The 22,587-nt window shown below is 43.8% G+C and carries 25 protein-coding genes; all 25 read left to right on the top strand.

The window, feature by feature from the left end:
* Positions 1–18 precede the first annotated feature (18 nt).
* Positions 19–1,137, top strand: coding sequence for a DNA-processing protein DprA (gene dprA / locus PODO_RS18070; protein ID WP_038571981.1), 1,119 nt, complete (start codon positions 19–21; stop codon positions 1,135–1,137).
* A gap of 36 nt (positions 1,138–1,173) precedes the next feature.
* Positions 1,174–3,273: a type I DNA topoisomerase gene (gene topA, locus PODO_RS18065; protein ID WP_036688567.1), complete on the top strand. Its 2,100-nt coding sequence runs from the start codon at positions 1,174–1,176 to the stop codon at positions 3,271–3,273.
* Positions 3,274–3,299: 26 nt separating this feature from the next.
* Positions 3,300–4,664 carry an FADH(2)-oxidizing methylenetetrahydrofolate--tRNA-(uracil(54)-C(5))-methyltransferase TrmFO gene (trmFO, locus tag PODO_RS18060; RefSeq protein WP_036688564.1) on the top strand — a complete coding sequence of 455 codons (1,365 nt, stop codon included), beginning with the start codon at positions 3,300–3,302 and terminating at the stop codon, positions 4,662–4,664.
* Between the two features lie 17 nt (positions 4,665–4,681).
* On the top strand, positions 4,682–5,224 hold the full coding sequence (gene hslV, locus PODO_RS18055) for an ATP-dependent protease subunit HslV (protein WP_036688562.1): 543 nt from the start codon (positions 4,682–4,684) through the stop codon (positions 5,222–5,224).
* A 33-nt stretch (positions 5,225–5,257) separates the two neighbouring features.
* Positions 5,258–6,658, top strand: a complete 1,401-nt coding sequence (gene hslU, locus PODO_RS18050; protein ID WP_038571978.1) for an ATP-dependent protease ATPase subunit HslU — start codon at positions 5,258–5,260, stop codon at positions 6,656–6,658.
* A 390-nt stretch (positions 6,659–7,048) separates the two neighbouring features.
* Complete coding sequence (gene flgB, locus PODO_RS18045) at positions 7,049–7,456, top strand: flagellar basal body rod protein FlgB (protein WP_038571975.1); 408 nt, start codon at positions 7,049–7,051, stop codon at positions 7,454–7,456.
* Between the two features lie 6 nt (positions 7,457–7,462).
* On the top strand, positions 7,463–7,909 hold the full coding sequence (gene flgC / locus PODO_RS18040) for a flagellar basal body rod protein FlgC (protein ID WP_036688555.1): 447 nt from the start codon (positions 7,463–7,465) through the stop codon (positions 7,907–7,909).
* 33 nt (positions 7,910–7,942) lie between these two features.
* Complete coding sequence (fliE, locus tag PODO_RS18035) at positions 7,943–8,254, top strand: flagellar hook-basal body complex protein FliE (RefSeq protein ID WP_036688553.1); 312 nt, start codon at positions 7,943–7,945, stop codon at positions 8,252–8,254.
* 34 nt (positions 8,255–8,288) lie between these two features.
* Entirely contained in the window at positions 8,289–9,875 is a 1,587-nt protein-coding gene (gene fliF, locus PODO_RS18030) for a flagellar basal-body MS-ring/collar protein FliF (RefSeq protein WP_038571972.1), read from the top strand.
* A gap of 4 nt (positions 9,876–9,879) precedes the next feature.
* Entirely contained in the window at positions 9,880–10,896 is a 1,017-nt protein-coding gene (fliG, locus tag PODO_RS18025) for a flagellar motor switch protein FliG (RefSeq protein ID WP_038571969.1), read from the top strand.
* On the top strand, positions 10,889–11,737 hold the full coding sequence (locus tag PODO_RS18020; RefSeq protein WP_038571966.1) for a FliH/SctL family protein: 849 nt from the start codon (positions 10,889–10,891) through the stop codon (positions 11,735–11,737). Before fliG ends, PODO_RS18020 begins: the two co-directional genes overlap by 8 nt.
* Positions 11,730–13,043 (top strand): flagellar protein export ATPase FliI, encoded by a 1,314-nt coding sequence (gene fliI / locus PODO_RS18015; RefSeq protein ID WP_036688546.1) that lies wholly within the window; start codon positions 11,730–11,732, stop codon positions 13,041–13,043. The genes PODO_RS18020 and fliI overlap by 8 nt, the downstream gene beginning before the upstream one ends.
* A 9-nt stretch (positions 13,044–13,052) precedes the next feature.
* A complete protein-coding gene (gene fliJ, locus PODO_RS18010) occupies positions 13,053–13,496 on the top strand; it encodes a flagellar export protein FliJ (RefSeq protein WP_038571963.1) in 444 nt (147 codons plus the stop codon).
* 39 nt (positions 13,497–13,535) lie between these two features.
* Entirely contained in the window at positions 13,536–14,453 is a 918-nt protein-coding gene (locus PODO_RS18005; protein ID WP_036689098.1) for a MotE family protein, read from the top strand.
* A gap of 24 nt (positions 14,454–14,477) precedes the next feature.
* Positions 14,478–15,959 carry a flagellar hook-length control protein FliK gene (locus PODO_RS30100; RefSeq protein WP_052097111.1) on the top strand — a complete coding sequence of 494 codons (1,482 nt, stop codon included), beginning with the start codon at positions 14,478–14,480 and terminating at the stop codon, positions 15,957–15,959.
* A 33-nt stretch (positions 15,960–15,992) separates the two neighbouring features.
* Positions 15,993–16,490, top strand: coding sequence for a flagellar hook capping FlgD N-terminal domain-containing protein (locus PODO_RS17995; protein WP_036688543.1), 498 nt, complete (start codon positions 15,993–15,995; stop codon positions 16,488–16,490).
* Positions 16,487–16,870: a TIGR02530 family flagellar biosynthesis protein gene (locus PODO_RS17990; RefSeq protein WP_036688541.1), complete on the top strand. Its 384-nt coding sequence runs from the start codon at positions 16,487–16,489 to the stop codon at positions 16,868–16,870. The genes PODO_RS17995 and PODO_RS17990 overlap by 4 nt, the downstream gene beginning before the upstream one ends.
* Positions 16,871–16,974: 104 nt before the next feature.
* The gene (gene flgG / locus PODO_RS17985; RefSeq protein WP_036688538.1) at positions 16,975–17,793 is read left to right on the top strand and encodes a flagellar basal body rod protein FlgG; all 819 of its coding nucleotides are present in this window, start codon (positions 16,975–16,977) and stop codon (positions 17,791–17,793) included.
* An 89-nt stretch (positions 17,794–17,882) separates the two neighbouring features.
* A complete protein-coding gene (locus PODO_RS17980) occupies positions 17,883–18,107 on the top strand; it encodes a flagellar FlbD family protein (protein WP_036688535.1) in 225 nt (74 codons plus the stop codon).
* A complete protein-coding gene (locus PODO_RS17975) occupies positions 18,104–18,571 on the top strand; it encodes a flagellar basal body-associated FliL family protein (protein WP_036688532.1) in 468 nt (155 codons plus the stop codon). The genes PODO_RS17980 and PODO_RS17975 overlap by 4 nt, the downstream gene beginning before the upstream one ends.
* A 39-nt stretch (positions 18,572–18,610) precedes the next feature.
* Positions 18,611–19,609, top strand: coding sequence for a flagellar motor switch protein FliM (gene fliM / locus PODO_RS17970; RefSeq protein ID WP_036688529.1), 999 nt, complete (start codon positions 18,611–18,613; stop codon positions 19,607–19,609).
* Positions 19,599–20,903: a flagellar motor switch phosphatase FliY gene (gene fliY, locus PODO_RS17965; RefSeq protein ID WP_036688526.1), complete on the top strand. Its 1,305-nt coding sequence runs from the start codon at positions 19,599–19,601 to the stop codon at positions 20,901–20,903. Before fliM ends, fliY begins: the two co-directional genes overlap by 11 nt.
* 26 nt (positions 20,904–20,929) lie before the next feature.
* Positions 20,930–21,295: a response regulator gene (locus tag PODO_RS17960; protein WP_036688523.1), complete on the top strand. Its 366-nt coding sequence runs from the start codon at positions 20,930–20,932 to the stop codon at positions 21,293–21,295.
* Positions 21,296–21,304: 9 nt separating this feature from the next.
* Entirely contained in the window at positions 21,305–21,829 is a 525-nt protein-coding gene (locus PODO_RS17955) for a flagellar biosynthetic protein FliO (protein WP_036688521.1), read from the top strand.
* Complete coding sequence (gene fliP / locus PODO_RS17950) at positions 21,826–22,587, top strand: flagellar type III secretion system pore protein FliP (protein WP_036688518.1); 762 nt, start codon at positions 21,826–21,828, stop codon at positions 22,585–22,587. The genes PODO_RS17955 and fliP overlap by 4 nt, the downstream gene beginning before the upstream one ends.

The following is a 22,587-nucleotide window of genomic DNA, read 5'->3' as shown; positions in this document are numbered from 1 at the left end:
AAAGGAGAGTAAACTTATATGGAAGAAAAAGATCTGCTGTTTGGTTTTAATGAAGTGGAGGGGATTGGCTGGAAGAGTATCGACAAGATCCGCCGAGCCGGCTTAATGTCAGAACGAGCATTTTCCTGTAGTGCAAAAGATTGGGAAACGATCGGATTGAACAGAAAGCTGTCGAATTATCTTGCTTCCATATATACGTTAGAGTGGATCGCCAAAAGGCGCTTATTAATGGAAGAATGTGCAGTGAAGATGGTAACTGTGTTTGATGCGGCTTATCCTGTTTTGTTGAAGGAGACGACACAGCCACCGTGGATCCTTTATTATCGAGGTCGATTGGAACTGTTATCAACTCCTAGTGTGGCGATGGTTGGCACTCGTGTGCCAACAGCATATGGACGAAAGGTAGGGGAGATTCTCGCGGAGGAGCTTAGTGCAGCAGGTCTAACGGTGGTTAGCGGACTTGCGAGGGGGATCGATAGCATTTGTCATGAAGCGGCGCTAAGAAGCGGTGGAGGGACGATAGCGGTAGTGGCAACAGGGTTGGACAAAGTCTATCCAACTGAGAATATTGAGCTGGAGCGGCGTATCTCTCAAAAAGGGCTTGTCATCACAGAGTATCCTCTTGGAACTAAAAGTCATCCTGGATTATTTCCACAGCGTAATCGGATCATAGCAGGTTTATCACGGGGGACAGTGGTCGTGGAGGCTGACAGTCGCAGTGGATCACTTATTACAGCCGATGCTGCCTTGGAAGCTGGAAGGGATGTCTTCGCAGTACCAGGACCTATTACATCACCTAAAAGCAGAGGGGCGTTAGAGCTTATCAAACAGGGTGCAAAGCTGGTAACCAGTGGATTAGATATTATAGAAGAATATACTTCTTATTTGCCGACAAACGTAATAAAAACAGGGAATAATAGCACTACCGAACAGACAGCAGACGACTTTATGATTGAAAAGAAATTGACAAATGAGGAGTCTCACCTATACCATATACTGCATCAAGGCCCTTTTATATTGGACGATATGCTTGTAAGAACAGGATGGGATTTTGGACATTTGCATTCAGTTCTGTTATCTTTAATCATAAAAAAAGCGGTAACACAATTACCAGGAGCTATTTATAAGGTAATTTAATATAGAGGTGCGAGTGTTAACGAGGAGGAAGAGTCTATGGCAGATGCATTAGTTATTGTCGAGTCGCCTGCAAAAGCGAAGACAATTGGCAAATATCTAGGTAGTAAATATATTGTAAAGGCATCAATGGGACATATTAGAGATCTACCGAAGAGTCAAATTGGTGTTGAGGTGGAGAATGATTTCAGTCCCAAATATATTACTATCCGCGGTAAAGGATCTATATTGAAGGAATTGAAAGACGCTAGTAAAAAAGTTAAAAAAGTTTATCTCGCAGCTGACCCCGACCGCGAAGGGGAAGCAATTGCTTGGCATTTGGCGCATGCGCTGGATTTAGATAATACACAAGAATGCAGAGTTGTTTTTAATGAGATCACCAAACAAGCGGTAAAAGATGCTTTTAAGACACCGCGTAAGATTAATATGGATCTCGTGAATGCACAGCAGGCTAGACGTATTCTGGATCGACTGGTAGGGTACAAGATTAGCCCTCTATTATGGAAGAAAGTCAAAAAAGGTTTATCTGCTGGACGTGTACAATCCGTTGCCGTGAAGATCATTATGGATCGTGAGAATGAAATCTCCGCTTTTGTACCCACCGAATATTGGAGCATAACAGCCAAGCTTGGAATACGGGATTCCGTCTTTGAAGCTAAGTTTCATAAGCTGAATGGTGTGAAAAAAGAACTGAACCAGGAAAGTGATGTTCAGGAGGTTCTTGAAGCCATTAAGAACGCATCTTTTAAGGTGAGTGATGTGAAGGAGAAGGAAAGACAACGTCATCCTTCGGCTCCTTTTACCACCAGCTCCCTACAACAGGAAGCAGCCCGTAAGCTTGGATTCCGTGCCGCTAAGACAATGTCTGTTGCACAGCAGCTATACGAAGGTGTGGAACTCGGTAAAGAAGGTACCGTAGGTTTGATCACTTATATGCGTACAGACTCCACGCGTCTCTCTGTCACCGCTCAGGATGAAGCTAAAGAGCTTATAACAGCTAAGTATGGTGAGAAGTTCTTGCCAGAATCCCCACGGCAGTATTCTAAAAAGGCAGCTGGAGCACAGGAAGCGCATGAAGCGATTCGTCCTACCTCGGCATTACGCGAACCTGAAATGGTCAAAGAGTTCTTGAGCCGTGATCAATTCCGTCTCTACAAGCTAGTGTGGGAGCGGTTCGTATCAAGTCAGATGTCTTCTGCCCTGCTGGATACGCTTTCGGTCGATATTGCTGCAGGTACTGCTACATTCAGAGCTGTTGGTTCGAAGGTTTCATTCCCCGGGTTCATGAAGGTTTATGTAGAAGGCAACGATGACGGAACTACAGATGAAGACAAGTATTTGCCGCCGCTTCAAGCGGGAGATGCTTTAAATAAGCAGGAGATCGAGCCTAAGCAGCACTTTACACAACCGCCTCCACGATATACGGAAGCAAGACTTGTAAAGACGCTTGAGGAGCTGGGTATAGGCCGTCCAAGTACATATGCCCCAACGCTGGAAACCATCCAGAAGCGTGGGTATGTGGCTATTGAAGAGAAAAAATTCATGCCAACCGAACTTGGCGAGCTTGTTATAGAGCAGATGGAGCAATTTTTCCCGGAAATCCTAAACGTTGAGTTCACGGCGAACATGGAAGGGGATCTTGACCATGTGGAAGAGGGCTCAGAAGACTGGGTAAAGGTTCTTGCAGAGTTTTACGAATCGTTTGAGAAGCGTTTGGTGTTCGCGGAAGAAGAGATGAAAGAAATTGAGATTGAAGATGAAGTCTCTGATGAGATCTGTGAGAAATGCGGCAAACCTCTCGTGTATAAGCTGGGTCGCTTTGGGAAATTCCTAGCATGCTCTGGCTTTCCGGATTGCCGAAACACGAAACCGATTATCAAGGATATTGGCGTAACTTGCCCTAAATGTCATGAAGGTAAGGTTGTGGAGCGACGCAGCAAAAAAGGGCGTGTTTTCTATGGCTGCGATCAGTACCCTGGTTGTGATTTCGTTTCATGGGATAGACCTTCTATAAAACCATGTCCATCATGTGGATCTTGGATGATTGAGAAACGTAATAAGCAAGGAACCAAGCTACAATGTACGTCTTGTGATCATACAGAGGCGGTTCTAGACAACGAAGAAGAATTAGCAGATTAATAGTCTCTATGGGAGGAAAATAGACAGTGTCAGATACAGCAAAAGTAACAGTAATTGGAGCGGGTCTCGCAGGAAGCGAAGCCGCTTGGCAAATAGCATCACTAGGAGTACCGGTAAGATTATATGAGATGAGACCCGTAGTAAAGACACCAGCCCATCACACGAATCAATTTGCTGAACTGGTATGCAGCAACTCCTTGCGTGCGAATGGATTAGGAAATGCTGTAGGTGTATTGAAGGAAGAAATGCGGCGTTTGAACTCTCTTGTATTAGGCGCTGCTGACCGACACGCGGTACCCGCAGGAGGAGCACTCGCCGTAGATCGTGACGGATTCTCAGGTGAGATCACCCATACTTTGCATAATCATCCGCTCGTTGAAGTCATAAATGAAGAACTTACGCATATACCGGAGGAAGGGATTGTTGTTATTGCAACGGGCCCACTAACTTCACCGGCATTATCTGCTGAAATAAAAGGGCTGCTGGGTGAAGAGTATTTCTACTTCTATGATGCAGCAGCACCGATTGTTGAGAAAGACACCATTGATATGAACAAGGTATATTTGGCTTCCCGTTATGATAAAGGTGAAGCGGCTTATCTGAACTGTCCGATGACAGAAGAGGAGTTCGACGTGTTTTATGATGCGTTGATTTCTGCTGAGACAGCAGCACTCAAAGATTTTGAGAAAGAAATATACTTTGAGGGCTGTATGCCTATCGAAATCATGATGAAACGCGGCAAGCAAACAGCGTTATTTGGCCCAATGAAGCCAGTAGGACTTATCAATCCGCATACAGGTAAACTTCCTTACGCGGTTGTGCAACTCCGTCAGGATAACGCTGCCGGCACACTTTACAATCTTGTTGGTTTTCAGACCCATTTGAAATGGGGCGAGCAAAAGCGTGTGTTCTCGCTGATCCCAGGTCTTGAGAATGCTGAATATGTTCGTTATGGTGTGATGCACAGAAATACATTTATTAATTCTCCTAAACTTCTGCACCCTACCTATCAGATGAAAGGCAAGGAAAGACTCTTTTTTGCTGGACAGATGACAGGTGTAGAAGGTTATGTTGAATCAGCTGCTTCCGGGCTCATAGCTGGTATTAATGCTGCCCGGGCAGCACTCGGACAGGAAGGACTGATCTTCCCGCAGGATACTGTTCTAGGCAGCATGCCAGCTTATATTACTTCAGCCGATCCAGAGCATTTTCAGCCTATGAATGCCAATTTCGGTCTGTTGCCGAAGGTAGAGAAGAAGATCCGCAATAAGAAGGAAAAGAATGAAATGTTAGCTCATCGCGCTCTGGACAGTCTTGCCGAGTATGCCAACCGTACAGGACTCGCTTATTCGGAGCCGGAGGTTGTCGATAGCGAACAAAGCCCATCTTAAGGAGGCAACTTACAATCATGGTACCCAGCTTTCATGCGACTACAATTTGTGCTGTAAGACATAACGGACAGGCAGCTATAGCAGGTGATGGACAGGTTACATTCGGAGAGAGTGTTATTATGAAGACGACGGCCAGAAAAGTCCGTCGCCTGTACAGAGGACAAGTAATAGCAGGTTTTGCGGGGTCCGTTGCGGATGCTATTACCCTATTCGAAAAATTCGAGGGCAAGCTGGAGGAGCATCATGGGAACCTGCAACGGGCTGCAGTTGAATTAGCGAAGGACTGGCGTCAAGATCGTATTCTTCGGAAGCTTGAAGCTTTGATGATTGTTATGGATAAGGAAGGAATGCTCCTGATCTCCGGAAATGGTGAAATTATCGAACCGGATGATGACGTTCTTGCGATTGGTTCCGGTGGTAATTTTGCGCTGGCTTCAGGTCGAGCACTCAAACGTCATGCACCCAATCTTTCCGCTGCGGATATTGCTAGAGAATCGCTTCAGGTAGCATCTGAAATTTGTGTGTACACTAATTCCAACATTATTGTTGAACAATTATAGACTCAGTGCCATAGAGACAAGGAGGAATTCACGATGGTGAATCAATCGCTTACACCCCGTCAAATTGTAGCCGAATTGGATAAATATATCGTAGGTCAGAAGCAAGCCAAGAAATCGGTAGCTGTTGCGCTCCGTAATCGGTATCGGCGCAGTCTGCTAGCAGAGGAACTGCGTGATGAAGTCGTCCCTAAGAACATCCTGATGATCGGACCTACAGGTGTGGGTAAGACAGAGATCGCCCGGCGTCTAGCAAAGCTTGTTAATGCACCGTTCATCAAAGTGGAGGCTACTAAATTCACTGAGGTCGGTTATGTAGGTCGAGATGTGGAATCTATGGTTCGTGATCTGGTAGAGACTTCTATTCGTATGGTCAAGCTTGAGCGTACGGAGAAGGTTAAGGATCGTGCGGAAGAACTGGCTAATGAGCGGATCGTTTCTATATTGGTCCCTTCTTCTTCCAAAAATAAATCACAAAAGAATCCTTTCGAGATGATTTTTGGAGGGAATTCTGCACAAGAGGACTCTAAAGAAGACACTGAGCAGGATGGAAGTTTAAGTGAACGCCGCCGTGGGGTTAGATTTAAGCTGTTAGCTGGTCAGCTGGAAGATGACATCATTGAAATTGATGTTGAGGATACAGCGCCAACTATGATGGATATGTTTGCAGGTCAAGGTAACGACCAAATGGGTATGAATATGCAAGAGATGTTCGGCAGTTTGCTGCCTAAGCGGACGAAGAAACGTAAGCTTCCTATTCGCGAAGCGCGCAAGGTACTCATTCAGGATGAGGCGGCCAAGCTGATTGATATGGATGATGTGATCCAGGAATCCGTGACTCGGGCTGAACAATCAGGCATTATTTTTATCGATGAAATCGATAAAGTAGCAAGTCAGGGAAAAGGGTCTGGACCGGATGTGTCGCGTGAAGGTGTGCAACGGGATATTTTGCCGATTGTAGAGGGCTCGACCATTATGACGAAATACGGTCCTGTGAAGACGGACTATGTACTCTTTATGGCTGCCGGAGCTTTCCATATTGCTAAGCCTTCAGATTTGATTCCAGAACTTCAAGGTCGTTTTCCGATTCGCGTAGAGCTGAGCAGTCTAACGTTAGAGGATTTCGTTTCTATTTTGACGGAACCGGAGAATGCTTTAACTAAACAATATGTGAATCTGCTTAAAACAGAAAATTTAGAAGTGGAATTCCAGAAGGATGCTATACATGAGATTGCCAAAATAGCGGCTTCAGTGAATCAAAATATGGAGAATATAGGTGCACGGCGTCTTCATACTATTTTGGAGAAGCTGTTAGAGGATCTTTCTTTTGAAGCACCTGAGCTGACTTTGGAGAAAATGGTTATTACCCCGGAGTATGTGCGCGAGAAATTGGCAAGTATAGCTCAGGATCGTGATTTAAGTCAGTATATTCTTTAAAGTGACAAAAAAAACAAAAAATCTATGTATTTTGAATTTGGGCATAACGGATTAGATAAATTACAAATTGGTGTCGTGAAAACGTAAAAATATGTCAAAACATGCAATTAAAAAGAAAATAATGAGTTAAAAATGTAAATAAATAGTAATAAAGTGCTAAAAGCCCTGTCTTTTCTAAAAAGATAGGGCTTATTTCTTATTGTAATAATATACAAATTAAATGAAAATCAATGTATGTGAAAATGCTAAATGTTATTCATTGCGACAGCGTTCGACGGAATACCGTAAATTTTGAGTATTTTTCTTCTTTATTTGTCGAAAGCAAGCAGGTTTTTTGATGGAAGTTGTGGAATTCTTTTCATTATGATAGCTTTGAAAGGAGGAATTGTCTTGGGATTGCTGAATAGTGTCAGTTTTCAACGATTGCAGGGAGGCATTGATGCTGCCTATAAACGACAAAGTGCTCTAGCAAATAACGTGGCTAATCAAGATACGCCCAATTTCAAACGTTCTGATGTTTCATTCGAAAGTATCCTGCAACAACAGGAAAGTGGAATCCAATCTACACTTAGAGCGAAAGTTTCGGATACCCGGCATTATCAATTTGGCAGCAACACAATTGTTCCCGCTGCTGTTGAGAATACTGATGAAACTACCTCTATGAACAATAACGACAATAATGTGGATGTAGATCGCGAAATGGCGTTAAGCGCAGAGAACCAGCTTAGGTATAGTTCTTATGTTGAACAGATTAACAGCCAGATTTCGATGATGCGAGCCGTAATTCAAGGAGGATAAGAGAGTATGAACTTTGGTAGTAGTTTTGGGATCAGCGCATCTGCATTAACGGCTCAACGGTTGCGGATGGATGTAATTTCTTCCAACGTAGCCAACGCTGAAACTACAAGAGCATCCGTGGTTGATGGCAAGGCTGTTCCTTACCGACGTAAGTTGGTTGTTTTGGAAACGAACGAAAGTAATAAATTCTCGAATATACTAAATTCGAAAATGAACAATAGCAATGAAGGGGTTAAGGTGCAGTCGATCATAGAAGATACTTCACCATTGAAACCGGTATACAATCCGAGCCATCCTGATGCGGATGCTGAAGGATATGTCTATATGCCAAACGTAGACATTACCAAAGAAATGGTTGATATGTTATCTGCATCTCGTTCTTATGATGCCAATGTCACGATGCTTAATGCATCCAAGGCTATGGTAAGCAAGGCACTCGAAATTGGTAGATAAATGAATGTTAATTAACTTAAGGGGGGGAAACAGTTGATACAGAATATATCTAATGGGGTTCAGGCTGTACAGCAGCTTGCTATGAAACCGACATCTTCCGAAGTTTCATCCACTCCTGCTAATTCGATGGAGAGCTTTGGCTCTTATCTTGAGGATGCGCTCAATAAAGTGGCTGATCAGGAACAACAAGCTAAGGATATGAGTAATAAATTTGTATTGGGAGAAGTGAACATTGACGAAGTGATGATTTCTTCCCAACAGGCTCTACTGAGTTTACAGTTGACTACACAAGTCCGGAACAAAGTGATTGAAGCCTATCAAGAAATTATGAGAACTCAAATATAATAAATCCTAGCTTAGTTTCGGATGGGGTGACACTGTGAATGAAAGATTTGCCCAATATCGGGAGAAGGTTCTCTTGTATTGGAACAGATTTAGTGGTAAACAGAAGATTTTATTCTTTTCAACATTGTTTATCATTCTAATAATAATCGTAGTTATGACCATGCAGCTTTCAAAAACAGAATATGAAGTAGCATTTCAAGATTTGGACAGTACGGATTCGGCTGGAGTAATGAAAGCCTTAGATTCAGCAGGTGTTTCATACCGATTAAGTCAAGATGGAAAGAGTATTTCTGTACCAAGTACAGAAGCAGCTCGGGTCAAGGTGGATATCGGTTCTCAGGGGATTGTTCAAGGTGGTTCTATCGGATATAAAGTCTTTGATGAAAACTCATCGATGATTGGTACAACAGATAGCGAGTTTAACGTGAAGTACAATAATGCATTAAACGGTGAAGTTGAACAGTTAATGAGACGCATGCAAGGGATTAAAGATGCAAAAGTGCTGATTAATTTGCCTAAAGAGACAGTTTTTGCCTCACAGGCTGATCAGGAGCAGGCATCTGCATCCGTTGTGCTTTCATTTGATCCAGGATTTAGACCTACTCAAGACAATATTGACGGGTATTTCAATCTTGTGAAAACTGCTGTGCCCAATTTGCCAATTGACAACATTACCATTGCAAATAATGAAATTGAATTAATGCCAAGAGCTAAAGGTGGACAGGCTGGTGTCACAAACCAAGTTGAAGAAAACTTCGCTCTTCAGAAAAAATTCGAAGAAGAAGTAAAGAAAAATGTGAAACAATTCCTTAGCACTCTTACCGGTCCTGATAAAGTGGATGTTCTTGTGTTCTCAAAGTTGAACTTTGACAAGGAAAACCGGAAGGAAGATCTTGTTACCCCTGTGGATACAGAGAACATGAAGGGGATTGAGATCAGTTCACAGATAATTAGTAATTCGTATTCGGGTCAAGGAAACACGACTGGCGGAGTGGCTGGCACTGGTTCTCAAGATGTTACGGGCTATCCTTCTGATGCGGGTGCGGATACTTCTACCTCGGAGGAATCTTCTGAAACGAGGAACTACGAAGTTAACCGAATTACTAAAGATGTTATTGCTAGTCCGTATACTGTTAAAGACTTAACCATAAATGTTGCAGTTGAACCACCTTCAGGAGAAAAAACTTTAGATGATGCAACATCAGCTGCAATTCAAAATATTTTGGTGAATATTGTTCGCGCTTCTCTTGCAGATTCAGGTACTACATATACAGACGCTGATTTGACCAAAAAGGTTTCGGTCTACTCGCAACAATTTGGTGGCACCGATGCCAACACCGTTAAAGGTGGTCTCGCTTCTTGGATGATATGGGCTATCGGAGCAGCAGCATTGCTGGTTGGAGCAGGTGGAGGATATCTAATCTACCGGAGTCGTAAACAGACTGTGGAAGAGGAAGATGAAGACATTCCATTGCAGGTTCCTACTGAATTTCCTTCTATTAACTTGGAGAGCGTGACGAATGAAAGTCAAGTTCGTAAGCAATTGGAAAGTTTGGCCAAGAAGAAGCCAGACGAATTCGTAAATCTGCTGCGTACATGGCTTGCAGACGAACAGAGGTGAACTAATGGCAAAGGCTAGCCAGCAGGGACTTAGTGGCCGTCAAAAAGCTGCGATCCTGCTTATCACACTAGGGCCCGAGGTATCGGCGCAAATTTTCAAACATTTAAGAGACGAGGAAATTGAACAGCTGACTCTTGAAATTGCCAATGTTCGCAAAGTGGACAGCAGTGAAAAAGAGTCGATCATGTCTGAATTCCATCAGATATGCCTCGCCCAGGAATATATATCACAAGGCGGTATTAACTACGCTAAAGAAATTCTGGAGAAAGCGCTTGGGTCAACAAAAGCAATGGAGGTCATTAATCGTCTGACTGCTACATTGCAAGTAAGACCTTTCGATTTTGCACGAAAAGCGGATCCTAATCAGATTCTCAACTTTATCCAGAATGAAAATGTACAGACTATTGCACTTGTATTGTCTTATCTGCAATTTGAACAAGCTGCCGCAATCCTCTCCTCGCTTCCTCAAGAGAAGCAGGCAGAGGTGGCGAGAAGAATTGCTGTTATGGACAGCACCTCTCCGGAGGTAATTACGCAAATTGAACGTGTGCTGGAGCAGAAGCTTTCCGCTACAGTAACTCAGGATTATACAAATGCTGGTGGTATCGAATCGATTGTACAAATCTTGAATGGGGTTGACCGGGGGACAGAACGTACGATTCTGGATTCTCTCGAAATTCAAGATCCAGAACTTGCCGAAGAGATCAAGAAACGGATGTTCGTATTCGAAGATATTGTCAATGTGGACAATCGTTCGATCCAACGCATTATTCGTGATATTGATAATGCGGATCTACAGCTTGCTCTCAAGGTTGCCAGCGAAGAAGTACGGGATGTTATTTTCAGAAATATGTCCAAGCGTATGGCAGAAACGTTCCGAGAAGAAATGGAATACATGGGTCCTGTGCGGCTGCGTGATGTTGAAGAAGCACAGACTCGTATTGTAGGCACGATCCGCAGACTCGAAGAGTCTGGTGAAATTATCATCGCTCGTGGCGGAGGAGATGACATCATTGTCTAAGCTGATCAAACACTCCCAGTATGTTCCGGTTGATGTCTTTAAAAGATTGGAACAGGCCCGGCAATATGCGGGCCTAACTGAGGAGCCCGTTCCCGAGGAGACTTTAAGCGAGACTGACTATCATGATCCCGCACGTGAAGAGGCAGAAGAGACGCGTAAGCAAATGCTTAAGGACGCTCAGGATTTTGCTGAAGAGCAGGTTCGGAATGCATCTCTTGAAGCGGAACAGATTGTAGAGTCCTCGAAAGCGGAGGCTGAAGAGTGGTGGAAACAACGGCGTGAGCAGGATGAACATCTGATCGAAGCTATCAAAGCTGAAGCTCATCAGCAAGGTTATGAGGAAGGTGTTTCTCAGGCTGAGGAAGAGATGAAGCATAAGATTGCAGAGATGATGGAAGAAGCGCGTGCTGTTTTGACTGAGGCTTATAAAGCTAGAGAAGTTATTATTCAGGAAGCGGAGCCTTTTTTAGTAGAGTTAAGCTGTGATATTGCAGAAAAAATTGTGGACAAGCAATTAACGATAGAACCACAATTCGCAATGGACTTAATTCGCAAAAATCTGGCTCGTAAGCGAGAACAGGGTTTGATCTCACTTTGTGTATCCCCAGCGCAGTTCGCTTTTGTGAATGCTGCTCGGGAAGAATTATCACTAGCTGTTGATTCACAGGCTGAACTGCAAATCTTGCCCGACTCAACGGTAAAAGACCAAGGATGTGTTATCCGCTCTTCCTTTGGCAGCATAGATGCTCGAATCGACACTCAGCTCGCAGAGATCAAAAAAGAGCTGGTAAGAATTGCGCTGGACACCGATGAGCAGAGAAATGGGGAAGACGATGCTTAATAGCAACCGTTATAAGGAGCAACTTCGTAATCTCGATCCGGTGAGGATCAATGGGAAAGTGACGCAGGTAATCGGTCTAATGGTTGAATCGGAAGGTCCTGACGCAAGTATAGGTGATGTATGCTACATCTACCCTTCTAAAGGAAACAAACCGCTGCAAGCTGAGGTCGTTGGTTTCCGTGATAACAAGGTACTATTGATGCCACTTGGTGAACTGCAGGCGATTGGACCTGGTTGTGATGTAGTGGGCACTGGTAAGCCGCTTAGCGTGCAAGTAGGTTCTGAATTATTAGGAAAAGTACTGGATGGTCTGGGGCAGCCGCTTGATGGCTCTCTCATTCCAGCACGAATGCCACATAGCTCTACCTTTAATATTCCTTCCAATCCACTTAATAGACCGCGGGTGCAGGAGCCCATTAGTATCGGTGTGAGAGCGATTGACGGTTTGCTAACGATTGGCAAGGGACAACGGGTCGGTATTTTTGCTGGCTCGGGGGTCGGCAAGAGTACTTTGATGGGGATGATTGCCCGGAATACATCAGCTGACGTAAATGTTATTGCTCTGATTGGTGAGCGTGGCAGAGAAGTATTGGATTTCATTGAACGAGATTTGGGACCAGAGGGCTTGCAGCGATCCGTAGTAATTGTTGCTACCTCAGACCAACCTGCATTGATTCGCATAAAAGGTGCGCTTATCGCTACAACGATTGCCGAGTATTTCCGCGATCGCGGCCTTAATGTAATGCTGATGATGGATTCGGTCACCCGTTATGCTATGGCCCAACGTGAAGTTGGACTTGCAGTTGGAGAGCCGCCAGCCATGCGGGGATATACACCTTCGGTGTTTGCAAGCTTACCCAAACTGCTGGAACGTGCTGGTACAGGTCCTACAGGCTCTATAACAGCCTTCTACACGGTACTAGTTGATGGTGATGACATGAACGAGCCAATCGCAGATGCAGTCAGAGGAATACTTGACGGACATATCGTACTCAATCGAAACATTGCTAACAAAGGACACTTTCCAGCAATAGATGTTCTTTCCAGCATAAGTCGAGTAATGAAGGATATTGCTCCAGAAGAACAGATTGCAGCAGCGGAGAATGTGAAGCGCCTTATGGCCGTTTACAAGGATTCAGAGGATTTGATTAATATTGGAGCTTATCAGAGAGGCTCTAATGCTCAAATCGACGAGTCGATGGAATTTATCGACAGTATATGGGATTTCACCAAACAAAAGGTGAATGAAAAAGTTACGCTGGCTGAAGTTCAACAGTCTTTAATTTCACAGTTCTCAAGGAGTTGATTCGGTATTATGAGGTTTCATTATACTTTTCAAAAAGTCGTTGACTTGAAGGGCAATGAGAAGACACAGGCAGAATGGATGCTCTCAAGCGCGCTTGGAGAATTGCAGGCACAGGAAAGAAGCCTGGATGAACTCATCTTTCAGCGGAGTGCTATCATGCTATCCTTACAAAATGCCGCAGAGCAAAAGACACCTATGGTTAAGATTCGTGAAATGCAGGAGTATGTGGAATATCTGGATAAATGCATTGCCCGTAAGCATACGGACATTAGCCGTGCACATCAAGAAGTCCAGAAGAAACAAGATCAGTTAAGCACTAAGGTTTTAGATGAAAAAGTATGGTTGAAGGCAAAAGACAAGGCTGAGACATTGTTTCAGCAAAGTATGATTTTACGGGAACAAAACGAACTGGATGAGATGGCAACCGTCCGCTTCGCGATGAAATCCCTCTAACCCGGGAGGTTTCCGCTAGTGGCTAATATTGATAATGATATGGAACTTGAAAATGAAGGGTCAGCGGGGAAATTTGAGCGGTTCTTATTCTTAATGATACCGATTATATTCACGCTAGTACTGCTTGGAGTACTGTTGACGCTTTTTAATATGGACATTCGTAATAATGTACTTGAAGTTGCGAATAAAATTCCTATCCTGGAAAAATGGGTTCCTGATCCGCCTGCAGATCCTTCTAAACCGAAGGAAGAAAGCAAAAAGCAGGAAGTGAGCTCAGCGACAACGATTAAGGAGCTTAAAGCTCAGCTCGCCCAGCAGGAAGAAAACCTGAAGAAGGTTACAGATGAAAAAACTGCCCAGGATACCAAGGTTCAGGCGCTAGAGTCACAGATTGAAGGAATGAAGAAGGAAGCTGAAACCGCAGAGGCAAGCACAGAAGAAGCTGAGGATCCTTATCAGAAACAGGTTTCTGATTTGGCTAAGCTGTATGCGGGCATGAAAGCTTCAAAGGCTGCACCGATCATGGAGAATTTAACTACAGAAGAAATGGTGCAGATCTTCAGTGTCATGAGTAAAGCGAGTAAAACTGCGATTTTGGAAAAAATGGATCCGCAAAAAGCTGCAGATGTAACTATAAAGTTAAAAGAAACTACATCTTCGAGTGACATGGCGATTGCAGCTCTTCAATCTAGATTGAAGAAAGACGCCGGTACAACAGCAACTGCGACAACCAGTACGAATTTGGATAAGGAAAAGTTGAATCAGACCTTCAGTTCAATGACTCCTGCTAATGCAGCATCGTTACTAGGAGAAATGTACAAGATTAGCCCTGATAAGGTTGTGACGATTATGAATACCGTAAGTGATAGTGTTCGTTCATCTATTTTGGGAGAAATGACTAAAAATGATAGCGCGCAAACTGCGAAAATTGTTAATCGTCTGATGGGTGCTAAATAGATAGGGAAAGGAGGTGAAAAATAAATGAGTTTAGTCGTTCAATCGCTTGTGAGTGCAAACACAACTGCAGTAAATGGGAGTACATCGACTACAACGGGCACAACAACGACAGCTGCACCATTTGCTCAAACCCTGGTACAAACCATGGGAGGCAATGCCAACACCTCGTCGACTCCAGCTGAACCCCTATTGGGAAATCTAGCTTCTTTGCTGCAAGGCCTGTTAAAGGAAGTGCAGCCGACTGGAGAAGAGCAAGCAGGGCAAGACACTCAGAAGGGTGATCTCCTTGAAAAACTTGCTGCTGATGTTGAGAAGCTGGATGAAAGTATCAGTAGTGATCCTGCTCTGTTGGTAGCCTTACAGGCTTGGATTCTTCAGGTATCTGCACTTTTATCTGGAAGCCATGCCGCAGAAGATGGCACTGCTACAACGGAAGCAGAAGTGGCTGGAAGCTTGTCCCCATTGGCACAGAATGCTGATACATTGAGATTTGCAGTTCAAGACGACCTGCAAAGTTTAGTTTCTATGATTCAGGAAGCTGCAGTGAGTGGCAATGAGGAAGTAGCAGCTAAGGGAATCAGTTTATTGAATAATTTCACAGCGCTTTTAGAAGAGTCCTCCTCTAACACTAATAAAGGGAAGGGAAAGACAAGCAATGTGAATGCTGCTTCTGTTTCTTCCGTAGAACAGCCTGCTATCACTGAAAGCAAAAATAATCCAACGGATAAAACACTTCAGAATGTGAGCAATCGTTCCGGAGAAGCTGTTGTAGTGAAAAATGATACGGTTGCCAGCTCGCCAGTGACCTCAGGAACTGTGCAAGAAGCTGAAGCAGAGACTGCGAACACGCCGTTAATCAAGACAGGTGTAACCGGGGAAACGAAGTCAACAGAATCCACTCTAGATTCCACGCTAGGAATTACAGCTAACGAAGGGGATCATGAGGTTGTTACTGCGGGTCAGTTATCTCTGCGCGGAGGAATTACAGCACCGCTGAAGGCTGAAGTGCCAGCTGCGCCTGTTCCGGTTCAGCAATTTGCTCAAGAAATGACAGGTTTCATTACAGGCAAATTAGAGATTGTGCAAAAAGGTGGGATCGCTGAAGCGACTATATCCCTTTTTCCAGAAAATCTCGGACAAGTTGATGTTAAGATCACAATGCAAAATGGTCATTTAGTTGCCCAGTTCATGACTGAACATACCGGTGCTAAAGATATGCTGGAGCAACAAATGAACCAGCTTCGCGCTGCATTGCAATCTCAGGGTCTTCAAGTGGAGAAGCTGGAAGTTACGCAAAATAATACCCCACTTAATTCGCAATGGGGGCAGGAAGGACGCCAACCTAATTCCGGAAGTGGACAGCAGGGTAGACGTTCCAAAGAAAGCAGAGAGGAAGCCAGTGATGCCGTTCTTGCCGCAGAGCTGAATGGTGAATGGAAGGACTGGGTTTCAAATGCGGGACAAGAAGATCAGTCCCAAGGTGGATCTTTTTCTGCTAAGGCTTAACTCTAATAACAAACGAAAGAGAGGTGAGTGGTTATGGCGACAACAGTTCCGGTCTCTACTAAAGATCAGTGGAATTATACAACTCCCGACTCTAGTGCACGGACAACGGGTAATTCTACTTTAGGTAAGGATCAGTTTTTGAAGATTTTGATTACTCAGCTGCAAAATCAAGATCCGATGCAACCGATGGAAGATAAAGAATTTATTGCGCAAATGGCCCAGTTTACATCCGTGGAGCAATTGATGAATATCTCTACTCAGCTTAATGCTATGAATCAGTCCCTTGGATCTGTATCCGGGTTGATTGGTAAAGATATTACTTGGACAGACACCGCCACAAAGCTGCCTAAGACAGGTAATGTTGAATCTATCGTTGTTAGCAATGGTATTCAATATGCGGTTGTGGGAAAAGACAGAATTGCTTTAACCGATATTACACAAATTCAGAATGCCGCAGCAACGCCAGAAAGCGGTTCTGGTACAGATAGTAATACTCCGGAGAATAGCGGAGGAAGCGGGGCGAGCATATGAGTGACAGGCTTACTATAGGCCAGCTGTATCCTGCGTCCCTGCATTCTACAACGTTACAACGATCTTCGCTGCCTAAGCAGTCTGTGGCGGGGGAAGCTTCTTTTGAGAGTTTGCTGCAACAGAAACTATTAAAATTCAGCAATCATGCTGCTAAGCGCCTAGAACAAAGAGGGATAGAGCTTGGTAGCGGTCAGCTGGATCAAATTTCATCTGCTGTGGACAAAGCTGCTGCTAAAGGAAGTAAAGAATCCTTGATATTAATGAAGGATTTGGCGTTTATCGTTAGCGTTCCTAATCGCACAGTAGTTACTGCTATGGATGGTAACTCGATCAAAGATAATGTATTTACACAAATCGATAGTGCAATAGTGATTTCATAATAGGCTGGTCCTAACGGAAAGCCGAGGCGGCCGCTGACCGACTGACGCGGTCCCAATTCACTTGGAAAGTTATTAGGACTCTATAATCTGGGAGGACATTAAACATGTTAAGATCAATGTATTCAGGGGTTTCAGGAATGAGAGGCTTTCAAACTAAGCTTGATGTAATCGGTAATAATATTGCTAACGTCAACACTATCGGGTTTAAATCCGGACGTGTTATGTTCAAGGATATTATGAGCCAAACCGTTTCTGGTGTTACTGCACCGGGTGAGGATGGTCAAGGTGGGGTAAATGCGAAACAAGTTGGACTAGGTGTTAGTATTGCTTCTATAGATACCCTACATTTGGCTGGTAGTGCTCAAACCACCAACAACCCAACAGATTTACGTATCGATGGAGATGGTTTTTTTCTGGTTAAGCTTACTGAGGATCAAGATACTGCATTTTTGACCCGCGCCGGAGATTTCCACATTGACGCTGCGCGTAATCTTGTTACCGCTGACGGACTTCATGTTTTAGATTCCGACGGTGGGATCATTCAATTAGGTGACGATGTAACGGCGTTTTCTATCTCTAATGATGGAACAATTGTTCAGACCATGGAAGATGGAACGACTGGAGCTGGGGTGAAGATTGGTGTAGCCAAGGTTACTAACCCATCTGGTCTGGAGAAAATCGGAGGCAATCTGTATCGTATGACACTTAATGCGAATGCAGAAGGCGAACTAGTTCCGACTACAGCGAACAATACAGAAGATGGCACCGGGGCAATCATCTCTGGACAGCTGGAAATGTCCAATGTGGATCTTACCAATGAATTTACAGAAATGATCGTATCACAGCGTGGATTCCAGGCGAATTCCCGTATCATCACAACTTCTGATGAAGTGCTGCAGGAAGTAGTAAACCTGAAGCGTTAATTTAATCAATAAATTCTATATTTTCTTAAATGGTTCATGCGGAGTCGTGGGGGAGTTACTCCTCCCCCTATTTTGTTAGGAGGCCTGTTATGATATCGGTAACAAGATTAAATGGAACACCGATGTGGATCAATGCCCTACTGGTCGAAATGGTAGAAGAAAGCCCGGATACATACATTACGCTCGTAACCGGAAAAAGACTGATCGTTCTCGAAAAAGCCGATGAGGTTATTACGAAGATCCGGGATTATAACAGGGACATAGGCACATATGCTGCCACCATTAAAATCCAGTCAATGGAGGAGCTAACATGAAAAAGATGATGCCGTGGCTCATCACGATATTACTAGCGATTACTCTGATCGTGGTCGCCGCATTTTTACTATTGGACAGGATCTTTCCGAAAGATACGAACGAGGTAAGTGCTGCTGTTCAAAATGTGGAAACAAAACATTTAACTGCAGATGAAATCGTCGAATTGACGGCAGAGATCATTGATATCAAAACAAATCTTGCTGATCCCGATTTTATCCTTCAAGTAGATTTCGCCTTCCAACTGAGTTCTGCGAAATCAAAGGAAGAATTCGAAAAAATAAAAGAGATCAAAATCAAACCAATAATTATCAAGACGCTTGCAGATACCAAACCTGAGGACCTTAATGGAGCGAATGGAAAAGATCAGCTTAGCAGTAAGCTTATTAATCTGATCAATAAGACATTGACTGAGGGCCAAATTACTCAGATCGAAATCACCAAATTCCTTTTGGCTTCTGTGTAGCTTTATTCCTGATAATTCTTTGATAGGGGGGTGATTGAATTGGTTGATGTACTATCACAAAACGAAATTGATGCTCTGCTTGCTGCACTTTCTTCAGGTGAGATGGACGCCGATGAACTTAAAAAGGAAGAAACTCAGAAGAAAATCCGCTCTTATGACTTTAAACGGGCTGTCCGCTTTTCCAAAGATCATATCCGCAGTCTTACACGGATACATGACAATTTCGCCCGTTATCTTACAACGTATTTTTCAGCCCAATTGCGCACCTTCGTTCAGATTAATGTCGTTCAAGTAGAGCAGCTCCCTTATGATGAATTTATTCGCTCCATACCGAAAATGACGATATTGAACATTTTTGAAGCTGAACCTTTAGAGGGCCGCATGGTAATGGAAGTTCATCCAAACATTGCTTTTGCTATGCTGGACAGGTTGCTTGGGGGCTTTGGAACTGCACCTTCTAAGATTAATGCTCTAACTGAGATCGAAACAACGATTATGGAGCGTATCTTTAGTAGATGTTTTGAGAGTCTGCAGGAGGCTTGGAAAACGGTGCTGGATATTCATCCGCGGATGGAAGCTCTTGAGACGAACCCGCAGTTCATGCAGATTGTATCGCCCAATGAGACCATTGCATTAATCTCTCTAAGTACCAAAATTGGAGATACAACAGGCATGATCAATCTTTGTATACCGCATGTCGTTCTAGAGCCTATCATGTCCAGACTTTCTGTTCACCAATGGTTTGTGACAGAGAAGAAGACGCGGGATGAAGATGAGCTACTGGCCATTAGAGCTAGAGTTCATAAAGCGAAGCTGCCGATTGTTGCTGAACTTGGAGAATCGAGCTTATCCATATCTGAATTCCTAGGGCTTAGTGTCGGTGACGTGATTTCTCTCAACAGAAACGTAGATTCTGGACTGTCAATTAAGGTAGGGGAGAAGCTTAAGTTCATCGGAAGTCCCGGAATGGTTAAAGATCGGGTAGCCGTGCAAATAGACGAAATTGTCAATGAAGGAGTTGAAGAATTTGACGAGTAAAGATTATTTATCCCAAGAAGAAATCGACGCCCTTCTGAGACAATCTGCGGAGGGCTCATTAGCTCCTACGGAGAAAACGGTAGATGACTATCTAACACCGTTTGAACAGGATGCTTTGGGCGAAATTGGTAATATAACGTTTGGCAGTGCAGCAACAGCACTTTCCACTTTACTAGGGAAAAAAGTAGATATTACAACCCCTCAAGTTTCGATCATTACACGCGGGGAGTTTGAAATTGCTTTTCCTAAACCGCATGTAGCTGTTCACGTTCAATATGTGGATGGGTTTCAAGGGATTAACTCACTTGTTATTAAGATTAGGGATGCACAGGTCATTGCCGATCTGATGCTTGGCGGTGCCGGCGAACCTAAGGATGAAGAGTTGAATGAAATTCATATTAGCGCTGTGCAAGAAGCTATGAATCAAATGATGGGTTCTTCTGCTACATCGATGTCTACGATTTTTAATCGTTTTGTTAATATCTCGCCTCCGGGTATCGACATTTTGAATATGTCCAGCGGAGAAGGAGTAGGCAGTCTGCCAGACGATGAAACCCTAATTCGTATTTCGTTCCGGCTTAAAATTGGTGATTTGATAGATTCTACTATTATGCAGCTCTTGCCTGTTCAGTTCGCAAAAGATATGGTATCCATGCTACTTGGTGATGTTAGTCCGGCAGAGGAGGAGGCAGCGGTCACAATGGCTGAAACACCTGCTATGACTAATTCTGCGGAGACACCACCTCCAGCACCTCCGGTGCAACAGGCGCCCTCACAGCCCGCAGGAGGAACGCAACCACCATATCCACCGCAGGGTATGCCAGCGTATCCAGGGATGCCAGAAGGCGGGTATTATTATCCTCCAGCGGGTATGCCAGCGTACGGAATGCCTGGGATGCCACCATACGGTATGCCACCGCAAGGGATGCCATATGGACAGACACCACCGCTTAATTCTGAGGCAAATCGCAATGTAAATGTACAGCCTGTGCAATTTGCAAATCTGAATGGTGGGGCCTTTGGTCATATTGATGAAAATAATTTAAATTTATTGATGGACATACCGCTTAGAGTAACCGTAGAATTAGGAAGGACCCAGAAGCAGATCAAAGATATTTTAGAAATGTCACAAGGCTCAATTATTGAGCTGGACAAGCTCGCAGGTGAGCCTGTAGATATTTTGGTTAACAACAAGCTTATTGCCAAAGGTGAAGTCGTTGTTATCGACGAAAACTTTGGCGTACGCGTTACGGATATCGTCAGCCAGTGGGACCGAATTCAGAAATTACAATAAGCATACTTAGGGAGGATTTTGTAAAAATGGCTAACCGAATTCTAATCGTGGACGATGCAGCATTTATGAGAATGATGATCCGTGACATTTTGTCGAAAAACGGATTTGAAGTAGTGGGCGAAGCTCAGGACGGTTCTCAAGCGATAGAAAAATTCAAGGAACTGCGTCCGGACCTCATCACGATGGATATTACTATGCCTGAGATGGACGGAATCGCCGCCCTGAAAGAAATCAAAAAAGTAGATCCGGCTGCAAAGGTTATTATGTGTTCAGCCATGGGCCAGCAGGCTATGGTTATCGATGCAATCCAAGCAGGAGCTAAAGACTTTATAGTGAAGCCTTTCCAAGCTGACCGGGTTATCGAAGCTATTAACAAAACGTTGGGCGTGTAGGATAAAGTCATGTTATATTCCGAAACGCTCGGAAGCAGTAACACCCTGCTGAATTTGTTTAAAGTTATTATTGTCCTGGCGATAATCATTGTACTTATAGTGGTACTGATTCGTTTTCTTGGACGACGTAATCAGACCTTTATGAGCAACCGTTCTATAAGAACGCTTGGTGCAATAGGGCTTGGACCTAATAAGTCGATGCAGGTTATCGAACTGGGAAGCAGTCTTTACTTAATCGGGATTGGTGAAAATATATCCATTTTGGATAAAGTCACCGATCCGGATGAGGTAGCATTGATCATTGCGGCATTTGAGGATCAGTCCTCTAACCAGAATAATTTCCTCGCACCGCTTATTGCCAAGGTAAAGGTAAAGCTGCGTGGGGAGGTTCCATCTCAGGAAATTGAACTTAGTGAAACATCATCTTTTTACGAGACTCTGCAATCCAAGCTTCGTTCTGCACCAGAGCGTAAAGAGAAAATGGAAGAGCTGCTTCGGGATGATGTTACTAAGGATGAGTCGAGGAATATATGAAAAAGAAGCTAATTCTTGCTATTCTGCTGTTCGGTATTATCAGTGTGGTTATGATGACGCCGATACATGCTGATCCTATACCTAATGTTAATATTCAGGTCGGTAATGAAGGTTCAAGCAGTGGTACCAGTTCCATATCAATTCTTCTTCTTGTAACGGTTCTGAGTATTGCTCCGGCGTTTCTGGTTCTTATGACTAGCTTTACTAGAATTGTAATCGTATTAGGCTTTGTGAGAACCTCGCTGGGTACTCAGGCTATGCCTCCAAACCAGGTGCTGGTAGGACTTGCTCTGTTTCTGACCCTGTTCATTATGTCACCAACGCTGGCCACAGTGAATGAAAATGCGTTGCAGCCGTATATGAAGGGGACAATCACACAAACTGAGGCTTTTGATAAAGCTGCTGATCCGATGAAAGAATTTATGTTTAAACAGACGAACACCAAAGATCTTCTGTTATTTATGAAATACACCGGTTATACCGGATCTACTAAACCGGCTACATACAGTGATATTCCACTGACGGTGATGGTGCCAGCTTTTGCAATTGGCGAATTGAAAAAGGCTTTTACAATGGGCTTCTTAATTTTCATACCATTCCTGATTATTGATATTGTTGTGGCGAGCACACTGATGGCCATGGGGATGATGATGCTTCCCCCGGTTATGATTTCATTACCTTTTAAAATAATGCTCTTCGTACTGGTAGACGGCTGGTACTTAGTCATTAAATCACTACTTCTTAGTTTTAACACCTGA

This window comes from Paenibacillus odorifer, assembly GCF_000758725.1.
Lineage (GTDB): Bacteria > Bacillota > Bacilli > Paenibacillales > Paenibacillaceae > Paenibacillus_AQ > Paenibacillus_AQ odorifer.
The sequence above is the reverse complement of the archived record's forward strand: the minus strand, read 5'-3'. Positions and strand labels throughout refer to the sequence as shown.

Excerpts from the sequence above, each read along its gene's own strand:
- dprA (WP_038571981.1), top strand. The coding sequence starts at position 19 with ATGGAAGAAAAAGATCTGCTGTTTGGTTTTAATGAAGTGGAGGGGATT.
- topA (WP_036688567.1), top strand. The coding sequence starts at position 1,174 with ATGGCAGATGCATTAGTTATTGTCGAGTCGCCTGCAAAAGCGAAGACA.
- hslV (WP_036688562.1), top strand. The coding sequence starts at position 4,682 with ATGGTACCCAGCTTTCATGCGACTACAATTTGTGCTGTAAGACATAAC.
- hslU (WP_038571978.1), top strand. The coding sequence starts at position 5,258 with ATGGTGAATCAATCGCTTACACCCCGTCAAATTGTAGCCGAATTGGAT.
- flgC (WP_036688555.1), top strand. The coding sequence starts at position 7,463 with ATGAACTTTGGTAGTAGTTTTGGGATCAGCGCATCTGCATTAACGGCT.
- fliG (WP_038571969.1), top strand. The coding sequence starts at position 9,880 with ATGGCAAAGGCTAGCCAGCAGGGACTTAGTGGCCGTCAAAAAGCTGCG.
- fliI (WP_036688546.1), top strand. The coding sequence starts at position 11,730 with ATGCTTAATAGCAACCGTTATAAGGAGCAACTTCGTAATCTCGATCCG.
- fliJ (WP_038571963.1), top strand. The coding sequence starts at position 13,053 with ATGAGGTTTCATTATACTTTTCAAAAAGTCGTTGACTTGAAGGGCAAT.
- PODO_RS18005 (WP_036689098.1), top strand. The coding sequence starts at position 13,536 with ATGGAACTTGAAAATGAAGGGTCAGCGGGGAAATTTGAGCGGTTCTTA.
- PODO_RS30100 (WP_052097111.1), top strand. The coding sequence starts at position 14,478 with ATGAGTTTAGTCGTTCAATCGCTTGTGAGTGCAAACACAACTGCAGTA.
- PODO_RS17995 (WP_036688543.1), top strand. The coding sequence starts at position 15,993 with ATGGCGACAACAGTTCCGGTCTCTACTAAAGATCAGTGGAATTATACA.
- PODO_RS17990 (WP_036688541.1), top strand. The coding sequence starts at position 16,487 with ATGAGTGACAGGCTTACTATAGGCCAGCTGTATCCTGCGTCCCTGCAT.
- flgG (WP_036688538.1), top strand. The coding sequence starts at position 16,975 with ATGTTAAGATCAATGTATTCAGGGGTTTCAGGAATGAGAGGCTTTCAA.
- PODO_RS17980 (WP_036688535.1), top strand. The coding sequence starts at position 17,883 with ATGATATCGGTAACAAGATTAAATGGAACACCGATGTGGATCAATGCC.
- PODO_RS17975 (WP_036688532.1), top strand. The coding sequence starts at position 18,104 with ATGAAAAAGATGATGCCGTGGCTCATCACGATATTACTAGCGATTACT.
- PODO_RS17960 (WP_036688523.1), top strand. The coding sequence starts at position 20,930 with ATGGCTAACCGAATTCTAATCGTGGACGATGCAGCATTTATGAGAATG.
- PODO_RS17955 (WP_036688521.1), top strand. The coding sequence starts at position 21,305 with ATGTTATATTCCGAAACGCTCGGAAGCAGTAACACCCTGCTGAATTTG.
- fliP (WP_036688518.1), top strand. The coding sequence starts at position 21,826 with ATGAAAAAGAAGCTAATTCTTGCTATTCTGCTGTTCGGTATTATCAGT.